17 protein-coding genes and 1 pseudogene are annotated in these 16420 nt (G+C 65.0%); 10 read left to right on the top strand and 8 right to left on the bottom strand.

Annotated elements, in window-relative coordinates:
• The first annotated feature begins 50 nt into the window (after positions 1 to 50).
• Together QCM77_RS17210 and QCM77_RS17205 are read left to right on the top strand one after the other, a co-directional pair.
• The gene (locus tag QCM77_RS17210; protein WP_279660737.1) at positions 51 to 1046 is read left to right on the top strand and encodes a P1 family peptidase; all 996 of its coding nucleotides are present in this window, start codon (positions 51 to 53) and stop codon (positions 1044 to 1046) included.
• Between the two features lie 50 nt (positions 1047 to 1096).
• Positions 1097 to 1309, top strand: coding sequence for a KTSC domain-containing protein (locus tag QCM77_RS17205; RefSeq protein WP_279660736.1), 213 nt, complete (start codon positions 1097 to 1099; stop codon positions 1307 to 1309).
• A 12-nt stretch (positions 1310 to 1321) separates the two neighbouring features.
• Here the strand turns inward: QCM77_RS17205 and QCM77_RS17200 are convergent, their stop codons facing one another.
• Positions 1322 to 2128, bottom strand: a complete 807-nt coding sequence (locus QCM77_RS17200) for an EF-hand domain-containing protein (protein ID WP_279660735.1) — start codon at positions 2126 to 2128, stop codon at positions 1322 to 1324.
• Positions 2129 to 2380: 252 nt separating this feature from the next.
• Here QCM77_RS17200 and rpe point away from each other — a divergent pair, with 252 nt between their 5' ends.
• The 3 genes from rpe (at position 2381) to QCM77_RS17185 (ending at position 3787) form a co-directional block, all read left to right on the top strand.
• Positions 2381 to 3082 (top strand): ribulose-phosphate 3-epimerase, encoded by a 702-nt coding sequence (gene rpe, locus QCM77_RS17195; protein ID WP_279660734.1) that lies wholly within the window; start codon positions 2381 to 2383, stop codon positions 3080 to 3082.
• Between the two features lie 167 nt (positions 3083 to 3249).
• On the top strand, positions 3250 to 3390 hold the full coding sequence (locus tag QCM77_RS17190; RefSeq protein WP_279660733.1) for a hypothetical protein: 141 nt from the start codon (positions 3250 to 3252) through the stop codon (positions 3388 to 3390).
• Positions 3391 to 3595: 205 nt separating this feature from the next.
• On the top strand, positions 3596 to 3787 hold the full coding sequence (locus QCM77_RS17185; RefSeq protein ID WP_279660732.1) for a hypothetical protein: 192 nt from the start codon (positions 3596 to 3598) through the stop codon (positions 3785 to 3787).
• A 25-nt stretch (positions 3788 to 3812) separates the two neighbouring features.
• Here QCM77_RS17185 and QCM77_RS17180 read toward each other — a convergent pair whose 3' ends face one another.
• The 5 genes from QCM77_RS17180 to QCM77_RS17160 all read right to left on the bottom strand — a co-directional run bounded on the left by QCM77_RS17180 (position 3813) and on the right by QCM77_RS17160 (position 8165).
• On the bottom strand, positions 3813 to 5237 hold the full coding sequence (locus QCM77_RS17180; protein ID WP_279660731.1) for a protein kinase domain-containing protein: 1425 nt from the start codon (positions 5235 to 5237) through the stop codon (positions 3813 to 3815).
• A gap of 6 nt (positions 5238 to 5243) precedes the next feature.
• Positions 5244 to 5984, bottom strand: coding sequence for a metallophosphoesterase family protein (locus tag QCM77_RS17175; protein WP_279660730.1), 741 nt, complete (start codon positions 5982 to 5984; stop codon positions 5244 to 5246).
• Between the two features lie 114 nt (positions 5985 to 6098).
• Positions 6099 to 6704 carry a hypothetical protein gene (locus QCM77_RS17170; protein WP_279660729.1) on the bottom strand — a complete coding sequence of 202 codons (606 nt, stop codon included), beginning with the start codon at positions 6702 to 6704 and terminating at the stop codon, positions 6099 to 6101.
• Positions 6697 to 7368, bottom strand: coding sequence for a DUF2135 domain-containing protein (locus QCM77_RS17165; RefSeq protein WP_279660728.1), 672 nt, complete (start codon positions 7366 to 7368; stop codon positions 6697 to 6699). The genes QCM77_RS17170 and QCM77_RS17165 overlap by 8 nt, the downstream gene beginning before the upstream one ends.
• Positions 7365 to 8165 (bottom strand): MotA/TolQ/ExbB proton channel family protein, encoded by an 801-nt coding sequence (locus tag QCM77_RS17160; protein WP_279660727.1) that lies wholly within the window; start codon positions 8163 to 8165, stop codon positions 7365 to 7367. The genes QCM77_RS17165 and QCM77_RS17160 overlap by 4 nt, the downstream gene beginning before the upstream one ends.
• 198 nt (positions 8166 to 8363) lie before the next feature.
• Between QCM77_RS17160 and QCM77_RS17155 the strand changes: the two genes are divergently transcribed.
• The 3 genes from QCM77_RS17155 to QCM77_RS17145 all read left to right on the top strand — a co-directional run bounded on the left by QCM77_RS17155 (position 8364) and on the right by QCM77_RS17145 (position 11670).
• Positions 8364 to 9734: a sensor histidine kinase gene (locus tag QCM77_RS17155; protein ID WP_279660726.1), complete on the top strand. Its 1371-nt coding sequence runs from the start codon at positions 8364 to 8366 to the stop codon at positions 9732 to 9734.
• A gap of 7 nt (positions 9735 to 9741) precedes the next feature.
• Positions 9742 to 10392, top strand: coding sequence for a response regulator (locus tag QCM77_RS17150; protein WP_279660725.1), 651 nt, complete (start codon positions 9742 to 9744; stop codon positions 10390 to 10392).
• 240 nt (positions 10393 to 10632) lie between these two features.
• Positions 10633 to 11670: an MBL fold metallo-hydrolase gene (locus tag QCM77_RS17145; RefSeq protein ID WP_279660896.1), complete on the top strand. Its 1038-nt coding sequence runs from the start codon at positions 10633 to 10635 to the stop codon at positions 11668 to 11670.
• A 442-nt stretch (positions 11671 to 12112) separates the two neighbouring features.
• Here QCM77_RS17145 and QCM77_RS17140 read toward each other — a convergent pair whose 3' ends face one another.
• On the bottom strand, positions 12113 to 12700 hold the full coding sequence (locus QCM77_RS17140; RefSeq protein ID WP_279660724.1) for a TetR/AcrR family transcriptional regulator: 588 nt from the start codon (positions 12698 to 12700) through the stop codon (positions 12113 to 12115).
• A 572-nt stretch (positions 12701 to 13272) separates the two neighbouring features.
• Between QCM77_RS17140 and purB the strand changes: the two genes are divergently transcribed.
• Both purB and QCM77_RS17130 read left to right on the top strand, forming a co-directional pair.
• Complete coding sequence (gene purB / locus QCM77_RS17135; RefSeq protein ID WP_279660723.1) at positions 13273 to 14580, top strand: adenylosuccinate lyase; 1308 nt, start codon at positions 13273 to 13275, stop codon at positions 14578 to 14580.
• An 85-nt stretch (positions 14581 to 14665) separates the two neighbouring features.
• Positions 14666 to 15838 carry a M20 aminoacylase family protein gene (locus QCM77_RS17130; RefSeq protein WP_279660722.1) on the top strand — a complete coding sequence of 391 codons (1173 nt, stop codon included), beginning with the start codon at positions 14666 to 14668 and terminating at the stop codon, positions 15836 to 15838.
• Positions 15839 to 15984: 146 nt separating this feature from the next.
• On the opposite strand, the pseudogene QCM77_RS17125 reads toward QCM77_RS17130, so the two are convergent.
• Positions 15985 to 16419: pseudogene (locus QCM77_RS17125) on the bottom strand (hypothetical protein); the annotation flags it as partial.
• Position 16420 lies beyond the last annotated feature (1 nt).

Genomic DNA, 16420 nt, shown 5'->3' with positions numbered 1-16420 from the left:
CGTCCCTGCGATATCGCTGAAGCGGACGCCTTTCAGCCTGCGGAGCCGCCTTGAAAAACCTTCTCACCGATATCGCCGGCGTCCGCGTCGGCCATGCTCACGATGCGAAACTCGCCTCGGGCGCGACCGCGATCATCTTCGATGCCCCCGCGGTTGCGGCAATCGACGTTCGCGGCGGCGGACCCGGCACGCGCGAAGACGCGTTGCTCGACCTCGCCAGCACCGTCGATCGCGTTGATGCGATTGCGCTGTCCGGCGGCTCCGCCTTTGGGATCGAGGCCGGTGGCGGCATCCAGGCCTGGCTCGCCGAACAAGGCCGCGGCTTGCGGATTCGCGAGGCGGTGATTCCGATCGTGCCGGGCGCGATCGTATTCGACCTGCTCAACGGTGGCGACAAGGCCTGGGGGCGCTTCGCGCCCTATCGCGATCTCGGCTACGCCGCAGCCTTGGCCGCAAGCCACGATTTCGCGCTGGGCAGCGTCGGCGCAGGCCTCGGTGCCACCACCGCGACCTTCAAGGGCGGACTCGGGTCGGCTTCCGCGGTCCTGGCCAACGGCGTCAAGGTCGCCGCGATCATGGTCGTCAACGCGGTCGGCAGCACGACCGTCGGCGAAGGGCCGTGGTTCTGGGCTGCGCCGTTCGAGGAGAACGGCGAGTTCGGCGGGCGCGGCCTGCCGTCCGCGTTCACGCCGGACATGCTGGCGATGCGCATCAAGGGCGGGCCCGCCGCGAGCGCGCGTGAGAACACCACGATCGGCCTCGTCGTCACCGATGCCACGCTGACCAAGGCCCAAGCCAAGCGGCTTGCGATGATCGCGCATACCGGGTTTGCCCGTGCGATCTATCCGGTGCATGCCCCGACCGACGGCGACGTGCTGTTCGCCGCCGCGACTGGCGAGAAGCCGATCGAGCCGCTGGTCGGCCTCACCGAGCTCGGCACAGTCGCCGCCAACGTGGTCGCGCGCGCAATCGCACGCGGCGTCTACAATGCGACGGCCCTGCCGTTTGCCGGCGCGCAGCCGGCGTGGAAGGATCGGTTCGGCTAGAAACGAAACGGCGGACACGGCGTTATCCTGACGGACCAAGGTGCACCGCCATGCCGTCTTCCGTGATCCGCTTTTTCCGCTACGGGCCCGACACGCGCGAGCTGAAGGTGACTTTCGTCAGCGGACGCCTCTATGTCTACGAGGACGTTCCGCCCGAGGTCGCCGCCGCGTTCAAGAATGCGCGCTCAAAGGGTACGTTCTTCAACCACGAAATCCGTGATCGGTATGTCTTTCGTGACATCACTCACGAATATGCCGGCTAGCAGTGGGCACGGCTACACGCTCATCGACATCGATGAAGCCGTTGATCCCGCCGAAGCCTGCGCCTGGCGCTGCATCATCTGCCCGAACCAGTCATAGGGTGAATTGCCGGCGCCCGTCCCGTTTGAAGAGCTGGAGGCGCCCGGGACCGTCGTCGACATCTTGAAGCCGTCGGCATAGGTGACGGTGGTGGTGGTCGAGCCGTCGGCGCCCGTTGTCGAGGTCGAGGTCGAGCCGCCGCTGGACTGCGAGGAGGAATCCGAACCGCTGCCGGAGGCGTCGCCCGCACCTTGCGCGTGATGGTGACCGCGATGGCCGCTCTTCAGCGCCTTCGACATCTCGTCGAGGTTGACGCTACCGTCGGAGTTCGAATCCAGCTTGGAGAACACGTCGTCAGCCTGCGCCGTGTTGGTGCCACCAGCCCCCAGCGCGTTCTCGAATTCGGACTTGGTGATCTTGCCGTCGCCGTCCCCGTCGATCTGCGAGAACAGATCCTTCAGCGCGGCGTCGCGGCTCGTCGACGTCGAGGACGTGGAGTTCGACGAGGTCGAGCTGGCTACGCCGCTCATACTGTCCGAAGACTGGCTCTGCGCGGCGAGCAGCGCGCTCATCGTCTCCGGCGCGATCTGCGGGCGATTGCCTGAATTGACCGACGAGGTCGCAGCGCTCGTCGTGCTGCTGCTGCTGCTGCTGTCGATCGCGAACGGATTGGTCGCGCCTTGCGAAGACCCGGTCTTCTGGGTCGACGAGGACGATTTCGACTTCGTCAGCGACTGGATCGCGTCGAGCGCACTCGATACGGCACCAAGGGCAAACAACATTGCAACAACTCCAACCGATGCGGCATGCCGCGGCCAATGTCCTGGAGGTGAAGTCAGCAAGCGCCGTGCCAGCGCAAAAAGCTCAATGAAATCCGCCTTCACGGCGCTTTACTCGGCTCGGGAACACCGGCAATTCATGCCGGTCGCGGCAGAAATTTCCGCCCACAGGAAGCACGCGGCCCCTGCATTGCCCGGCTGAGAGGCCCATGTTAGGCGAGTCCATCTTTCACGGCCGCCACGGGAAACCGCGCCATGACCCAAGCCTTCGCCCCCCGCTCCCTGGCAATCGCGCCCTCGATCCTGGCCTCGGATTTCTCCAAGCTTGGCGAGGAGGTGCGCGCAGTGGACGCCGCCGGCGCCGACTGGATCCACCTCGACGCTATGGACGGGCACTTCGTTCCCAACATCTCCTATGGCCCTGACATCATCAAGGCGATGCGCCCGCACACCAAGAAGATCTTCGACGCGCATCTGATGATCTCGCCCTGCGACCCCTATCTCGAGGCCTTTGCGAAAGCCGGCTGCGACCACATCACCGTGCACGCGGAGGCAGGTCCCCATCTGCACCGCTCGCTCCAGGCGATCCGCGCGCTCGGCAAGAAGGCCGGCGTTTCGCTCAATCCGGGCACGCCGATCAGCGCGCTCGAATACGTCCTGGACCTGGTCGACCTCGTGCTGGTGATGTCGGTCAATCCCGGCTTCGGCGGCCAGGCCTTCATCCCCTCCGCGATCGGCAAGATCCGCGACATCCGCGCGATGACGGCAGGCCGGCCGATCGACATCGAGGTCGATGGCGGCGTCGGCCCGGACGTCGCGGGTCCCTTGGCCGCGGCCGGCGCCAACGCCTTCGTCGCCGGCACCTCCGTGTTCAGGGGCGGCACGCTGGAGGCCTACAAGAGCAACATTGCCGCGATCCGCAACGCGGCCGCAGGCGCACGCGGCGAAGCGATCTGAGGCCTCTCGCGCAGCCTTTCGCAAAGGTGCGGCTTCTACCGGTGTTGCGACGCGCAATGCCTAAACTTGCAACCTTGATCCGTACTCCTCCGGACTTCCCTGATTCGCGCAAATCACCGCTAGTGATTCTTGCAAGTGATTCTTGCCTGTTTTCGCGGGAGCACATCATGACGACGACCCTGGTTTGGACTGGCGTGGCGTTGTGGCTTGGTTTCAGTGCGTTTGTTGTGTTTGGTCCATCGGCCGGACCGGTGAAGGTCTCGGCAGGTTCGGCCCGCATCGCCCGTCGCGACTGGTATCGGGCCTGAACCCATGCAGATCGCGCTCGTGAAGCGTCAGCCGAGGCGCAGGTGCCGCATCCCGCGGCGCCCGCATCCTGACCTCGACTATTTCTTCGGTCGGCTCGAACGCACCGAAGGCGAGATGCGCGACCACACCGGGCCCGAGACGGCGGACCGGGATCACCCGCTCCGGTCACCGCGCCGGCATTGAATTCTTTTCTGGACTAAGCTCATGAAGCCGCAATGCCCGAACTGCCTGAAGGAAATGACCAAGGCATCAGCGTCGCGTAACCTCTTCAACTGCGAGCCCTGCCGCGAGATCATCCAGTTCTTCGGCGGCAGCGCGGACCACGGTGAGCCCGGCCCGCAATTCTCCTGGCCGATCCGCCGCAAGCGCTCCGTCCACACCGCCCACGCGGCCTGAACCTTCCAGGATTCAGAGCGCGGCCCTATCCGGCAGCCGCGCCGGCATCCGCGGCCATTCGCGGCGGCCGCACCACGGTGACGGTGCAGGCCGCTTCCGAGGCCACCTTGGCCGAGACGCTGCCGAGCAGCATGCGCCTGAACGAGCCCTGCCGCGCGCCGATGATGACATGGTCGACGTGATTGACCTCGCAAAACTCGAGGATGGCCGCGGCGGGATCGACGGCTTCCAGCACGTGAGCCGACAGCCGGCTTTCATCCAGCTTGAGCGGCGTGGCCCAGTGCCTGAGCGCCACCAACCGGTCGATATGCTTGTTGGAGCCCTGCTCATCCAGCGTCCTGTCGAGCGCGATGCGGTTGAGCTTCAGCACGTTGAGACAGGCGAGCCGCGCCGACGGCAGCGTGGCGAGAATGCGTTCCGTCGTCATGCGCAGGGCCTCGTTCAACTCCGGCTCGCCTTCCGCCGTATCGAGCGCGACTGCAACGATCGGACTCGATGCGATCTGCTCTGCGACATCTGCTTTGGCGCGCGGCTGCATGACACCCTGGTTGAACCGGCGGCGCCAGGCGACGCTGAGAGGATCCCGCTTCAGCCGCTCCGAACGCGTGGTGAGCTTGACCTGGCCCGGATGGGCGAGATCGAACGCGAGCTGTGACGCCGTCGGATAGCGCCACACCGGCTCGATCTCGAGGCACCGCAGCACCACCTCCTGGAGCCAGGGCGGATAGTCGGCGCGCAAGCGGCGCGGCGGGTACGGATCGCGCCACAGCCTGCGCCGCATCGCACGCAGCGTCTCACCCTCGCCGAAGGGACGATCGCCGGTCGTGAAGAAATAGAGCAGCACGCCAAGCGAGAACAGATCGCTGCGCGGATCGTCGCGCACCCCTGACAGCCGTTCCGGCGCCATGTAGGGCGCGGTGCCGTAAGGCAGGCGGAATTCCTCCTGCAGCAGGTCGGGCAGATGGTTGTGGTGCGACAGGCCATAGTCGATCAGCACCGCCTCGCCGCTCTCGCGGAACATGATGCTGCTCGGCTTGATGTCGTGATGGATCACATTCTGCCGGTGCAAATCCGCGAGCCCCGTCGCGATCCTGGCGACGAGTTGCCGCGCCTCGTCATACGGCAGCGGCAGGTCGGGCAGCCGCTTGTAGAGCGTGGTCCCGCAGATGCGCTCGATCACGACATAGGCCTGGTGGGCGAAATCGCCGGTACCGAAGCATGCGGGCACGTGCGGCCCGGCAAGCCGCGGCAGGATCATCATCTCCATCTCGAAGGAAACGATCGCCGCGGGGTCCTCGCCCTCCGACACCCGCGGAATCTTCATCAGCAGCGGCACGTCGATGCCGGGATGGGTGACCGTCCACAGCGTCGCCATGCCACCGGCATGGACGCATTCGCCGATGGTGTAGCCGTCGATCTCTGCGCCTGATTTGACGAGGGGTTTCGGCATCGGCCTCTAGCGCCCCTGCGACAGCCGGTCGGCGAGCCAATGCGGCAGGCCGTTTTCGCGGATCCGGTTCGCGGCCGTCTCGACATCGTAGGGCGCGCGGCAATAGGTGATCTGACACGAGACCGTGTCGAACAGAACGAAAGCCGCGGATGGATCGCTATCGCGTGGCTGGCCGACCGAGCCGAGCACCGCAAGCCATTGCCGCCCGCGCAGCAGCGGTACGGAGACGTCGGTCTTGGGCACGAGTCCCGTCATCTTCGCCGTCACCGACATCGAATAGATCGCCGGGCGGTGGATGTGGCCACAGAACGTGACATGGGCTGGCGTCGCGATCAGGCTTTTGGCGGCGTCCGCCGTCGATCGGACATAGTGCCAGCTTCGGGGGCTGGAGGCTTCCGAATGCACGAACAGGCGATCGCCGTCCTCAACCAGCATCGGCAATTCCGCCAGGAACCGCCGCTGCGCCGTGTCGAGCCGGCCGCGCGTCCATTCGATCGCGACTTGCGCCTCGGCATTCATCGTCTCGGCCGAGGAATTCACCGCCTGGTCATGATTGCCGCGGACGGCGACGGCGCCCTGGGCAACCAGCTCCATCGCGGTATCCACCACCCATTCCGGATCGGCGCCATAGCCGACGAAATCGCCGAGCAGGATGAATCGCTCGGCGCCACGCGCCCGCGCGACCTTCAGGCACGCCTCGAACGCCTGCCGGTTGCCGTGGATATCCGAGAAGACAGCGAGAAGCACGCACCCTCCACCCCAAAGGTCTTATCGGAAGCCGATAAGGCCAAATTGAGGGACGTCAAGATGCGCCGGCGCGGGTCCGTTTTCCAGCGGGGCCCTACGGCGATGGTGAACGGCCTATTGCTCGTCCTTCGGCGGCATCCGGGGCGGCGGCAGCGGCGTGAACACGGCGCCTTGCGCGCCGACCGGCGGCGCAGCGAATTCGCCGGTCGAGGAATCGCCTCCGCTCGTCTCCATGATGGTCTTGGGGGTCACATATTCCCGGACCATGTCGATGAGGCTGCCGTCGCCGCCGCCGAAATCGGCAGCGCGCCCGCCCTGAAGATGTCCCGACGCGATCTCGTTTTGTGCGGCATGGGTCTTGTCGGCCAGCCTGTCGTTGTAGGGCATGCGGAACGCCCGGGGGATGCCGCTCGGGCGATTGTCCTCGTCGAGCTGTTCGACCCACAGATAGATCGAGCCGGGATCGCCCTCCAGCGAATGCGGCTCGACAATGCGGGCCTGGAGCAGCTTGAAGGAGGTCGGCAGCCGGTCGGCGCTGGCCCAACCGAGCAGCCCACGCATTTCCGTGAAGCTGACGACATAGAAGGCGCTGGTCACGACCACCGCAACCGCCTTCAGCGACCAATGCAGCCGCGCATAAACCAGCACGACCAGCAATAGCGCGCCGATGACGGCGTAGGCGACCGACAGCGTGAGGATGACCGTTTGCAGATTACTCACGGCGCACCCTCACCCCGGTCTTCGGGTCCAGATCGCCGCCGTTGCGCCAACTGCTGCGAAAGGTCTCCAGCAGCGATTTCGGCCGCTGGTCCACATTGACGACCTTGCCCTCGGCGTCGAGCCGGAACCGTACCGCGGTCTTCTCGTCGCCGGTGTGATCGACCGTGAACTTGTTGTCGAAGATCACCTGCGCGGTCGGATTGAGCTTCTGCACCTTCACGTTGGCCTGGACCGGCTCGCCGGTCGTGGCCACGAAATGTGAGACATTGACAGTGTATTCGCCGGCGACGATGCCGCGCACCGTGACGATCTCCTCGCGGATCGGCGAGGCGATTTTCTTGCCGTTGACCATGATGAAGTCGTTGGCCCCGCCGCGGTCGTCGCGGTCGAGCGTCAGGAAGCCGGCCTCGCGGTGGCGATACCAGGCGATATTGCCCACGGGATCCTGCACGAACAGGTCGAGATCGTCGGGATGGCTGTCCGGCCAGTCCAGCGTGATCATGAACTCGGCCTTGGAGTCGATCTTGCCGTCCTTGGCGTCGGGCGAGACCGCGAGCAGCGCGAGGAAGAACAGGAAAGCGATCACCTGGAGCGCCTTGAACAACATCACGCCCAGGGGATCGAACGGCTCCTCGCGCGGATAGAGACCGAAATCATCCATCATGACTGAGTTCCGGCACCCATGATTCCAGAACCCTTGATTCCAGAACCCTTGCGCTCCAGCACCGGCGTCACATAGGTCTCGGTCAGCACCACCGCGTCCGAGAACACCCGCTGGGTCGCGGCGTCCAGCATGTAATACTGGATGCGGACCAGGATCGAGCCGACCAAGCCCGCCAGCGTCGTGTACATCGCGACCGCCATGCCGTCGCTCATCAGCCCCATCGAGGATCGCATCGCGACCTTGTCGGCGGCATCGAGCCCCGCGATCGGCGCCAGCATGATGATGAAGCCGACGATGGTGCCGAGCAGGCCGAGCTTCATCAGCGTGTCCGAGACGAAGGCCCCGAAGCCGTTGGAGCCGCGCAGCCGGTCGGCGAGCGTCCGCAGCAATAGCGTCTGGTCGACCGGGCGGTAGTCCTGCGCCGTGGCCTTGGTCACGAGGCTCTCGATGTGGTCCCGCACCAGCCCGCGCGGCAGCGCGGCCCCGCCGGCGTCGAGCGCCCTGCCGCCCTCGGGCGCCGCGAGCACCGCGCGGCAGCGCCGGGCTGCCGCGCCCTCGCGGGCAATTGCCCGCGTGCGCAGGAAGCAGTGACCGCAGGTGAGGACATAGAGCAGCGCGATCACGCTGGAAATGTAGGTCCGATCCGAGGTCAGCATCAGACGGATCAGGCCGAAGCGCCACAGCAGCACGACGGCGAAGATCGAAAGCCCGGTGAAGATCATCCAGAACAGGAGCGCGCTACGCTCGGATGGGTCGGCAGCAGGCCCTGCGATCGGTCCAATCGTCATCGAACTCATGCTGCACTGCTCCTGGCCTGTAAAGATTGGCCTGCCGCGATTTCCCGCCCATTAGATCAAAGCCGCCGCGCCCGGTCCAAAGAGCCATGCCCAATCCGGCTTGGGAAATTTGCCCGAGCTGCCGTCTTGGCGAGCCTCGCAATTGGCAAGGCGCGGCGGCGTTGTTAGGCTGACCTTATCAAACTTTGGGGTGATCGCATGCGCCTTGTGCTTCAGCTTGTCGCCCGTCTGTTTCTCATCGTCGCGCTCTGCCTAGGCGCGGCGACCGTCTGGGCCACGTTCGACGCTTATCGCAGCGTAGACCGGGCGACTGCGGCCTCGGCGCAGCGGGTCGCCCAGGCGCTTCAGGCGCTGTACTGGCATGAATTCTTGTTGCGCAGCAGCAGAACACGCGAGCAGCTTCTGCCGGTTCCGGAGTGGCGCACGCTGGAGACGATGAAGCTGATCTCGCCCGGCGTCTGCGTCGAGTTCCAACCGGCCATCGCATTCGAAAAGCCGCTCTGCGGCCAGAGCGAGGGGCTGGGCAAGACGCCGCCGCGCTGGTTCGCATCGATTGTGCCGACCTTCCTCGGCAGCCACGCCGAAGTGATACGGCCGGTCAGTCCCCGCGCGGCGACCGCCGGAACGGTGGTCGCGACGCCGGATGCCGCGGCCGCCATCTCGCTCGCCTGGGAGTACATCCTCAACGTGATCGACATCGCGCTTTTGATGGCGGCGGCGATCGCGCTGCTGGCTTCGCTCGCGATCGCGCATGCGCTGGCGCCGGCGCGCACGATCGTGACCGCCTTGCAGCGCATGGCGCGCGGTCAGTATCGCACGAAACTGCCGCGCTTCCGGTCGATGGAGCTGGCGATGATCGGCAGCGCCGTCGGCGAGCTCGGCGGCCGGCTGGAGGAAGCGACCGAACAGCGCGCGGCGCTGACGCGGCGCCTGATCGAGATCCGCGACGACGAGCGCCGCGCGCTCGCCCGCGAGCTGCACGACGAGTTCGGGCAGAATCTCTCGGCCATCCTCGCCTTCGTCAACACCATCGAGACGGCGAGCACGAAGGGGGACAAGGACAACGGCATCGCGCAGGACGCGCGGATGATCTCGCAGGCCACGCATCATCTGATGGCCTCGCTGCGCGACGCGCTGAAGCGCCTGCGCAATCCCCTGCCCGCGGAGCTTGGACTGGAGGCGAGCCTCGTGAATTTGGTGGATAGCTGGCGCTCGCAGAGCGCCGCGCGGCCGACGATCCAACTCGATCTCAGGGGCGACCTCACCGACATCAGCGGCCCGGCCGCCACCACCGCCTATCGCGTCGCGCAGGAATGCCTGACCAACGCGTTGCGCCACGGCGCGGCACGCGAGATTTCCCTGCGCATCGAGCGGCGCACGGGCGACGACGATGCATTGCTGATCCGTGTCGAGGACGATGGCGGCGGCGATGCGGCTCGCGTGGCGCGGTCGGCCGGCTTCGGCCTCACCGGCATCCGCGAGCGCCTCGCTGCGGCCGGCGGATCATTGTCGATCCTGCCGGCCAATCGCGGCCTCAGCGTCGCCGCCACCATTCCGCTCGCCTCGTGAGGCCGGGATGATCGAGATTGCGGCAACAGGAATCTCCGTGCTGCTGGTCGACGACCATCCGATCGTGCGGCAAGGCTACCGGCGCCTGCTGGAAAGCCAGGGCGATCTGCATGTCGTGGCGGAAGCCGACAACGCCGCGGATGCCTATAGCGCCTTCAAGGCGCGCGATCCTGATGTCGTCGTGCTCGATATCTCGATGCCCGGCGCGAGCGGGCTGGAGGCGATCCGCAACATCCGCGCGCGCAGCCCGCGGGCGCGGATCCTCGTTTTCACCATGCACAACGAGGCCGTGCTGGTGAAAGCCGCCTTCAGTGCCGGCGCCAGCGGCTTCGTCACCAAGAGCAGCGAGCCGTCCGCGGTCGTGTCCGCGATCCGCAGCGTTGCGCGCGGCGAACGCGCCATGAGCGACGACATCGCGCATATTTTGGCAGAGGACAGCCTGTCGGCGGGTTCGGCGCTGGATCAACTGGGAGAACGCGAGATCGAGATCCTGCGCCAGTTCGCCGGCGGCGCCACCACCGAGCAGATCGCGACGCATCTCAATCTCAGCGTCAAGACGGTGCAGAACTATCACTATCTGATCAAGACCAAGACCGGCGCGCGCACGGATGCGCAGCTGGTACGGCTGGCAGCCAGTTGTGGGCTGACGAAGATCTAGAGCTTGGTGGCAAGCCGTTTAATGCGCCGAGAATATCTGGTTCCCGGCTGGCCACCCCAATGAAGATCTCCAAGTCGCTCTCAGATTGTGCTAGGCTCCATCACAGGCACGGCATCCAGCACCAAGCCGCCAGTGGATGTGTGTCCGGCTCCGATCTTTCAACGTGAGCCAGTTTGGACGGCTCCCGAAGGCCGCCCTCGTTCCCGTTGTATGTCTTGCACGACAACAGGAGACGCTTCCATGAACATCAGGGACAGTCTTCTTGCAGCACTGATCGCCTTCAGCGTTTTCGCGACCGGACCCACCGAAAGCGCGGCAACTGAGGCGAAAGACCAGATCACCATTCTTTATGACGCCTTCGGCACAAATGACGCGATGACAAAGGACTGGGGTTTCTCCGCCCTGGTCGAAATCGCGGGAAAACGCATCTTGTTCGATACGGGTAACGACCCCGAAATCTTCGCGGCGAACGTGAAGGCCAAGGGAGTTGATCTCTCGGACCTCGACTTTGTCGTTCTTTCGCATCGCCACTCCGATCATATGGCGGGTTTGTCCTACCTCCTGAGCATCAATCCGACCGTCAAGATCTACGCGCCAAAGGAAGGATTTGGCGTCTACGGCTCGTCTCTGCCTTCCGGCTTCTACCGGAAAGACGAGGGCTTGCCGCCGGAGATGCGGTACTATGCAGGCAAGCCTCCCGCGGTGATGAAGTTCGGCACGGCGTGGGCCCACGCAAACTTCGAACTGATCGATCAAACGACCGAGATTGTTCCTGGTATCACGCTTATTTCGCTGATCTCCGACACGCCCGGGACGAGAGAACTCAAGGAGCTGTCTTTGGCCGTCAACACGGCCGACGGCGTAGTTCTTCTGGTCGGTTGCTCGCACCCCGGGATCGAGCGCATCGTCGAAGCGGCGACCGGTATCAATCCCAGGATTCATCTCATCGCGGGAGGATTTCATCTCGTCGTCGCGCCTGACAAGGCTATCGCAAAAGTCGTCACCGCTCTGAAGGACAGGTTCAAGGTCGACAGCATAGCCCCGGGACATTGCACCGGTGAGCCGACCTTTGCCGCGCTCAAGAAGGCTTTCGGCGACAACTATCTCTACGCAGGCCTCGGCACGTCGATTCCGGTTGGAGCGATTGCGGGCGCGAATGTCAGACGCGGCGAAGGTCCGACGCTTGACGACCTTGCGACATATCGCAAGCTGGCCCGGCACGAAGATCCGTTCGGCATATTGCAGTTGCGCAGCTTGCGGTTGAGATCGGCGCTCTAGCTCGCCGGCGCGCAGTTCGCACTTATCCACCGCTGTAGCCGAGCACAATGGAACCGACACCATCGCAATGTGGTTAGTTGCGAAGTGAAGGAGTTACGCCATGAGTAAGGCTATGCACCGTACAATCGTCGATCCTCCGCTCATCACCGTAGGCGAGCTCATCGACGAACTCTGCCGCTTGCCGGATACGGCCGTCGTCCATTTCCGCTGCCCCGTGCTTGATCAGGAGCTTACATTCTACCGCCTTCGGAGACGGTCAAAGGACGCTGTCGAGATCGCGGTCAATGCATACCCGGAGAGCCCGCCGGTTGTCCCATCGTCCGACGCCGCTTTTCACGCGCGGAGACAAGCGACTTCCTCGCCGTCCCTTCGCGGGGACGCGCTTTTGCGCAAGGCAAAAGCCTGAATTGGCGGTTACGCGCTTTGCAGGGGCGGTGTCGCGCTAGGCCGCCTTCAATCCGCGCAACAGCAGCGCCAGCGTCGCATCGACGCGCGCGGAGAGATCTGCGTCTTTCCACTCGTCGGCGTGGGCCGGATGGTGGAAGCGGACGGTGGCATCGAAGATGGCACGCGCGGTGGCCTTGACGTCGCCCACCTCGAACACGCCCTGCTTCACGCCGTCGGTCAGGATCGACGCGATCTGGTCGATCATGGTGTCCTTGTGACACCTGACGGCTGCGCAGGCCTCGCGCGCCAGGGTCAGATAGGTCTCGAACATCTCGGGGTCGTCGAGCACGCGCGAACGCTTGGCGGCGAACAGGGTGCGCAGCCAGCGGTCGAGCCGCACCGGCGCCGGACCCTGCTCCCCGGCGATCGCCCGCAACGGCGCGTCGATGCGGTCCAGCCAGCGTTTGGCGACGGCCTCGCGCAGCGAGGCCTTGCTCGGGAAGTGGCGATAGACGCTGCCGTGGCTCACATCGAGCGCACGGGCGACGTCGACCACGGTGGCCTTGGCGAGTCCGTAACGCCGCAGCACGTCCTCGGTGACTTCGAGGATCCGCTCCGGCGTCAAGATAACGGCTTCGTTCATGCCAGCACCATGTTCCCGTTGAGGGCTCAGTTACCCGGCGATGGAGCTGCTTCCGAAGCGCCCGTGCCGGTCGTTTCGGAAAGCTCTCGCCTTAATGAGGCAGTTTTGCAGCCTGCGCCGCGATCTGGCGCGCCACCAGTAAATTGAGCCAGTGCCCAATCGTCCCGGTCAAATTGATGATTTCGGTCGTCATTGTCGTAAGTCTCCATTCGTCGGCGGTGCCCATTGTTCAATTACGACCCTCGATCCGCGCTTGTTTCGGATGTCGGGTGCTAGGGCTGCCGCCAGACGCCCAATCGGAGCGTCCGAGGACGGATATACACGTCCTGATGACAGATTTCAATATCTGTCAGTCAATGATCCGTGATTGACAGTTAATATTTGGGCCCCCTTGGGACCGGCCGACCATCGCCCCGCCGCGGGCCGGGCCGATGACGCGGTCCAATCCAATCATCCCCCGCTACCTTGCCCCGCCGTTTGTTTCGCCCTCACCGCTCTGCTAAATCACGGCGTAAAAAGCATTTTGGCTAGCGCCCTCTTGGGTCGCCCGCCCACCTTTCTGGAGTCGCCAGATGATCTCCCGCTATACCCGCCCGGAAATGGCCTCGATCTGGGAGCCGCAGACCCGGTTCAAGATCTGGTTCGAGATCGAGGCGCATGCGGCTGACGCCCTCGCCGAGCTCGGGACGATCCCCAAGGAGGCCGCCAGGACGGTCTGGGCCAAGGCCAAGGACGCCACTTTCGACGTCGCCCGCATCGACGAGATCGAGCGCGAGACCAAGCACGACGTCATCGCTTTCCTCACCCATCTGGCCGAGATCGTCGGCCCCGAGGCCCGCTTCGTGCATCAGGGCATGACCTCCTCCGACGTGCTCGACACCTGCCTCAACGTCCAGCTCACCCGCGCCGCCGACCTGCTGCTTGCCGACCTCGACAAGGTGCTGGCGGCACTGAAGAAGCGCGCCTTCGAGCACAAGATGACGCCGACCATCGGCCGCAGCCACGGCATTCATGCCGAGCCTGTGACCTTCGGCCTCAAGCTCGCTTATGCCTATGCTGAATTCACGCGCGCCAAGGAACGCCTGATCGCGGCGCGGAAGGAGGTCGCGACCTGCGCCATCTCAGGTGCGGTCGGCACCTTCGCGCAGATCGATCCGCGCGTGGAAGAGCATGTGGCGAAGGCCATGGGCCTCGTCCCCGAGCCGATCTCGACGCAGGTCATCCCGCGCGACCGCCACGCGATGTATTTCTCGACGCTTGGCGTGATCGCCGCCTCGGTCGAGCGCATCGCCGTCGAGATCCGCCACATGCAGCGCACCGAGGTGTTGGAGGCCGAAGAGTTCTTCTCCGAGGGGCAGAAGGGTTCTTCCGCGATGCCGCACAAGCGCAACCCGGTGCTGTCGGAAAACCTCACCGGCCTGTCGCGCATGGTGCGCGCCTATGTGACGCCGGCGCTGGAAAACGTCGTGCTCTGGCACGAGCGCGACATCTCGCACTCCTCCGCCGAGCGCATGATGGGCCCCGATGCGACCGTGACGCTCGACTTCGCGCTGGTGCGCCTCGCCGGCCTGATCGACAAGCTGCTGGTGTACCCCGCCAACATGCAGAAGAACCTCGACCGTCTCGGCGGCCTCGTGCATTCGCAGCGCGTGCTGCTGGCGCTGACGCAGAAGGGCGCGAGCCGTGAGGACGCCTACAAGCTGGTGCAGCGCAACGCCATGCCGGTCTGGCGCGGCGAAGGCGACTTCCTCCAGCTCCTGAAGAAGGACGCGGAAGTGAAGAAATATCTCACCGACGCCGAGATCGAGGAGCAGTTCGACCTCGGCTATCACCTCAAACACGTCGACACGATCTTCAAGCGCGTGTTCGGGGAGAGCTGAGAGTCACGTCCGTAGCCCGGGTGAGCGCAGCGATACCCGGGGAGCCACCACAAAGATTCCGAACAACAACAGAGACGGAGCCCTCATGCCCATCGTCAACCGCGTTGCCGCCCTCTCCGACGAAATGGCCGCCTGGCGCCATGACTTCCACGAGAACCCGGAGCTGCAATACGACGTCCACCGCACCGCCGGCATCGTCGCCGACAAGTTGCGCGAGTTCGGCTGCGACGAGGTGGTGACGGGCATCGGCCGCACCGGCGTCGTCGGCGTGATCCGAGGCCGCAAGTCCGCCTCGGGCAAGACCATTGGCCTGCGCGCCGACATGGATGCGCTGCCGATCATGGAGACCTCCGGCGTCGCCTACGCCTCCAAGGTCCCCGGCAAGATGCACGCTTGCGGCCATGACGGCCACACCGCCATGCTGCTCGGTGCCGCCAAATATCTCGCCGAGACGCGCAACTTCGACGGCAGCGCGGTCGTGATCTTCCAGCCCGCGGAAGAAGGCGGCGGCGGCGGCAAGGCGATGGTCGAGGACGGGCTGATGACGCGCTGGAACATCCAGGAGGTCTACGGCATGCATAACATGCCGGGCCTGCCCGAAGGCCATTTCGCGACCACGCCGGGTGCGATGCTCGCCTCCTCAGACAACATCCAGATTACCGTCCATGGCAAGGGCGGCCACGCCGGCGCGGGTCCTCACAAGTCCATCGACAGCGTGCTGATCGGCTCACAGATCGTCAACGCGCTGCAATCGATCGTCGCGCGCAACGTCGATCCGCTGAAGTCAGCCGTCATCTCGATCACGCAATTCCACTCCGGCACGGCCTTCAACATCATCCCCGAGATCGCCGAGCTCGGCGGCACCGTTCGCACGCTCGATCCTGAAGTGCGCGATCTCGTCGAGCGCCGCATCGGCGAGGTCGCCGACAGCGTCGCGCGCGCCTATGGCGGCTCGGCGGAGACCAAATACACGCGGATGTATCCGGTGACGATGAACCACGCGCGCGAAGCCGGCCTTGCCGCCGACGTCGCCCGCGACATCGTCGGCGCCGAGCGCGTCAACGACAAGTTCATTCCCATGATGGGCGCCGAAGACTTCTCCTTCATGCTGGAAGCGCGCCCCGGCGCGATGATCCTGGTCGGCATGGGCGAAGGCAACGAGTGCCATCACCCGGCCTATGTCTTCAACGACAACATCCTCGGCCACGGCGCGTCCTACTGGGCGCGCCTGGTGGAGACGCGGATGCCGGCGGGGTAGCGTCGCATGTCGCCATACTTGTAGCCCGGGTGAGCGAAGCGACACCCGGGAACGCTCGCGCCAGACTCGCAGCAGGGTCCCGGATATCGCTCCGCTCATCCGCGCTACAATTCCATGGTGGGTATAGCCAACCCACCCTGCTCCGCTCATCCCTGATATTGCAGCACGTGCATGCCGGCGTTCCAGTCGGAGACGAACATCAGCCCGTCGGGCCGGACATAAGCGTCACAGGTCTTGGCTGCGAGCGCGACGTTCGGACGGGGGTCGATGAGCTTTTTCGGTGTCGGCGGCACCCAATACGCGATCTCCTTCGGTGCGAAGGCATCCTTGACGTCGAACACCCTGACGCCGCATTGTTGTAGGTCGCAAAGATGTCTCCTCGCTCTGGAACGCGCCCGGGCGGTTCTCGTGCAGATTATGCGGCCCGAAGGTGCCGTTTGTGCAGAACGCTGATGTCATGGATGGTGAAGCCGCCATCGCGCCAGGCGGCATAGCCGCGATCACCCGCCGTGACCATGTGATGGAGCGCAAAAGCGCTTGCCCTTTGGCGTCGCCGGCTCGCCGGCCGCGCGGTTCATGCCC

Source organism: Bradyrhizobium nivariense (assembly GCF_029846695.2).
Taxonomy (GTDB): Bacteria; Pseudomonadota; Alphaproteobacteria; order Rhizobiales; family Xanthobacteraceae; genus Bradyrhizobium.
The sequence above is the reverse complement of the archived record's forward strand: the minus strand, read 5'-3'. Positions and strand labels throughout refer to the sequence as shown.

Bases quoted from the DNA above. Each gene is read 5' to 3' on its own strand.
- QCM77_RS17140 (WP_279660724.1), bottom strand. From the start codon at position 12,700: ATGAACGAAGCCGTTATCTTGACGCCGGAGCGGATCCTCGAAGTCACC.
- QCM77_RS17180 (WP_279660731.1), bottom strand. From the start codon at position 5,237: ATGCCGAAACCCCTCGTCAAATCAGGCGCAGAGATCGACGGCTACACC.
- QCM77_RS17205 (WP_279660736.1), top strand. From the start codon at position 1,097: ATGCCGTCTTCCGTGATCCGCTTTTTCCGCTACGGGCCCGACACGCGC.
- QCM77_RS17145 (WP_279660896.1), top strand. From the start codon at position 10,633: ATGAACATCAGGGACAGTCTTCTTGCAGCACTGATCGCCTTCAGCGTT.
- QCM77_RS17160 (WP_279660727.1), bottom strand. From the start codon at position 8,165: ATGAGTTCGATGACGATTGGACCGATCGCAGGGCCTGCTGCCGACCCA.
- QCM77_RS17130 (WP_279660722.1), top strand. From the start codon at position 14,666: ATGCCCATCGTCAACCGCGTTGCCGCCCTCTCCGACGAAATGGCCGCC.
- QCM77_RS17190 (WP_279660733.1), top strand. From the start codon at position 3,250: ATGACGACGACCCTGGTTTGGACTGGCGTGGCGTTGTGGCTTGGTTTC.
- QCM77_RS17150 (WP_279660725.1), top strand. From the start codon at position 9,742: ATGATCGAGATTGCGGCAACAGGAATCTCCGTGCTGCTGGTCGACGAC.
- QCM77_RS17185 (WP_279660732.1), top strand. From the start codon at position 3,596: ATGAAGCCGCAATGCCCGAACTGCCTGAAGGAAATGACCAAGGCATCA.
- QCM77_RS17155 (WP_279660726.1), top strand. From the start codon at position 8,364: ATGCGCCTTGTGCTTCAGCTTGTCGCCCGTCTGTTTCTCATCGTCGCG.
- purB (WP_279660723.1), top strand. From the start codon at position 13,273: ATGATCTCCCGCTATACCCGCCCGGAAATGGCCTCGATCTGGGAGCCG.
- QCM77_RS17165 (WP_279660728.1), bottom strand. From the start codon at position 7,368: ATGATGGATGATTTCGGTCTCTATCCGCGCGAGGAGCCGTTCGATCCC.
- rpe (WP_279660734.1), top strand. From the start codon at position 2,381: ATGACCCAAGCCTTCGCCCCCCGCTCCCTGGCAATCGCGCCCTCGATC.
- QCM77_RS17200 (WP_279660735.1), bottom strand. From the start codon at position 2,128: ATGTTGTTTGCCCTTGGTGCCGTATCGAGTGCGCTCGACGCGATCCAG.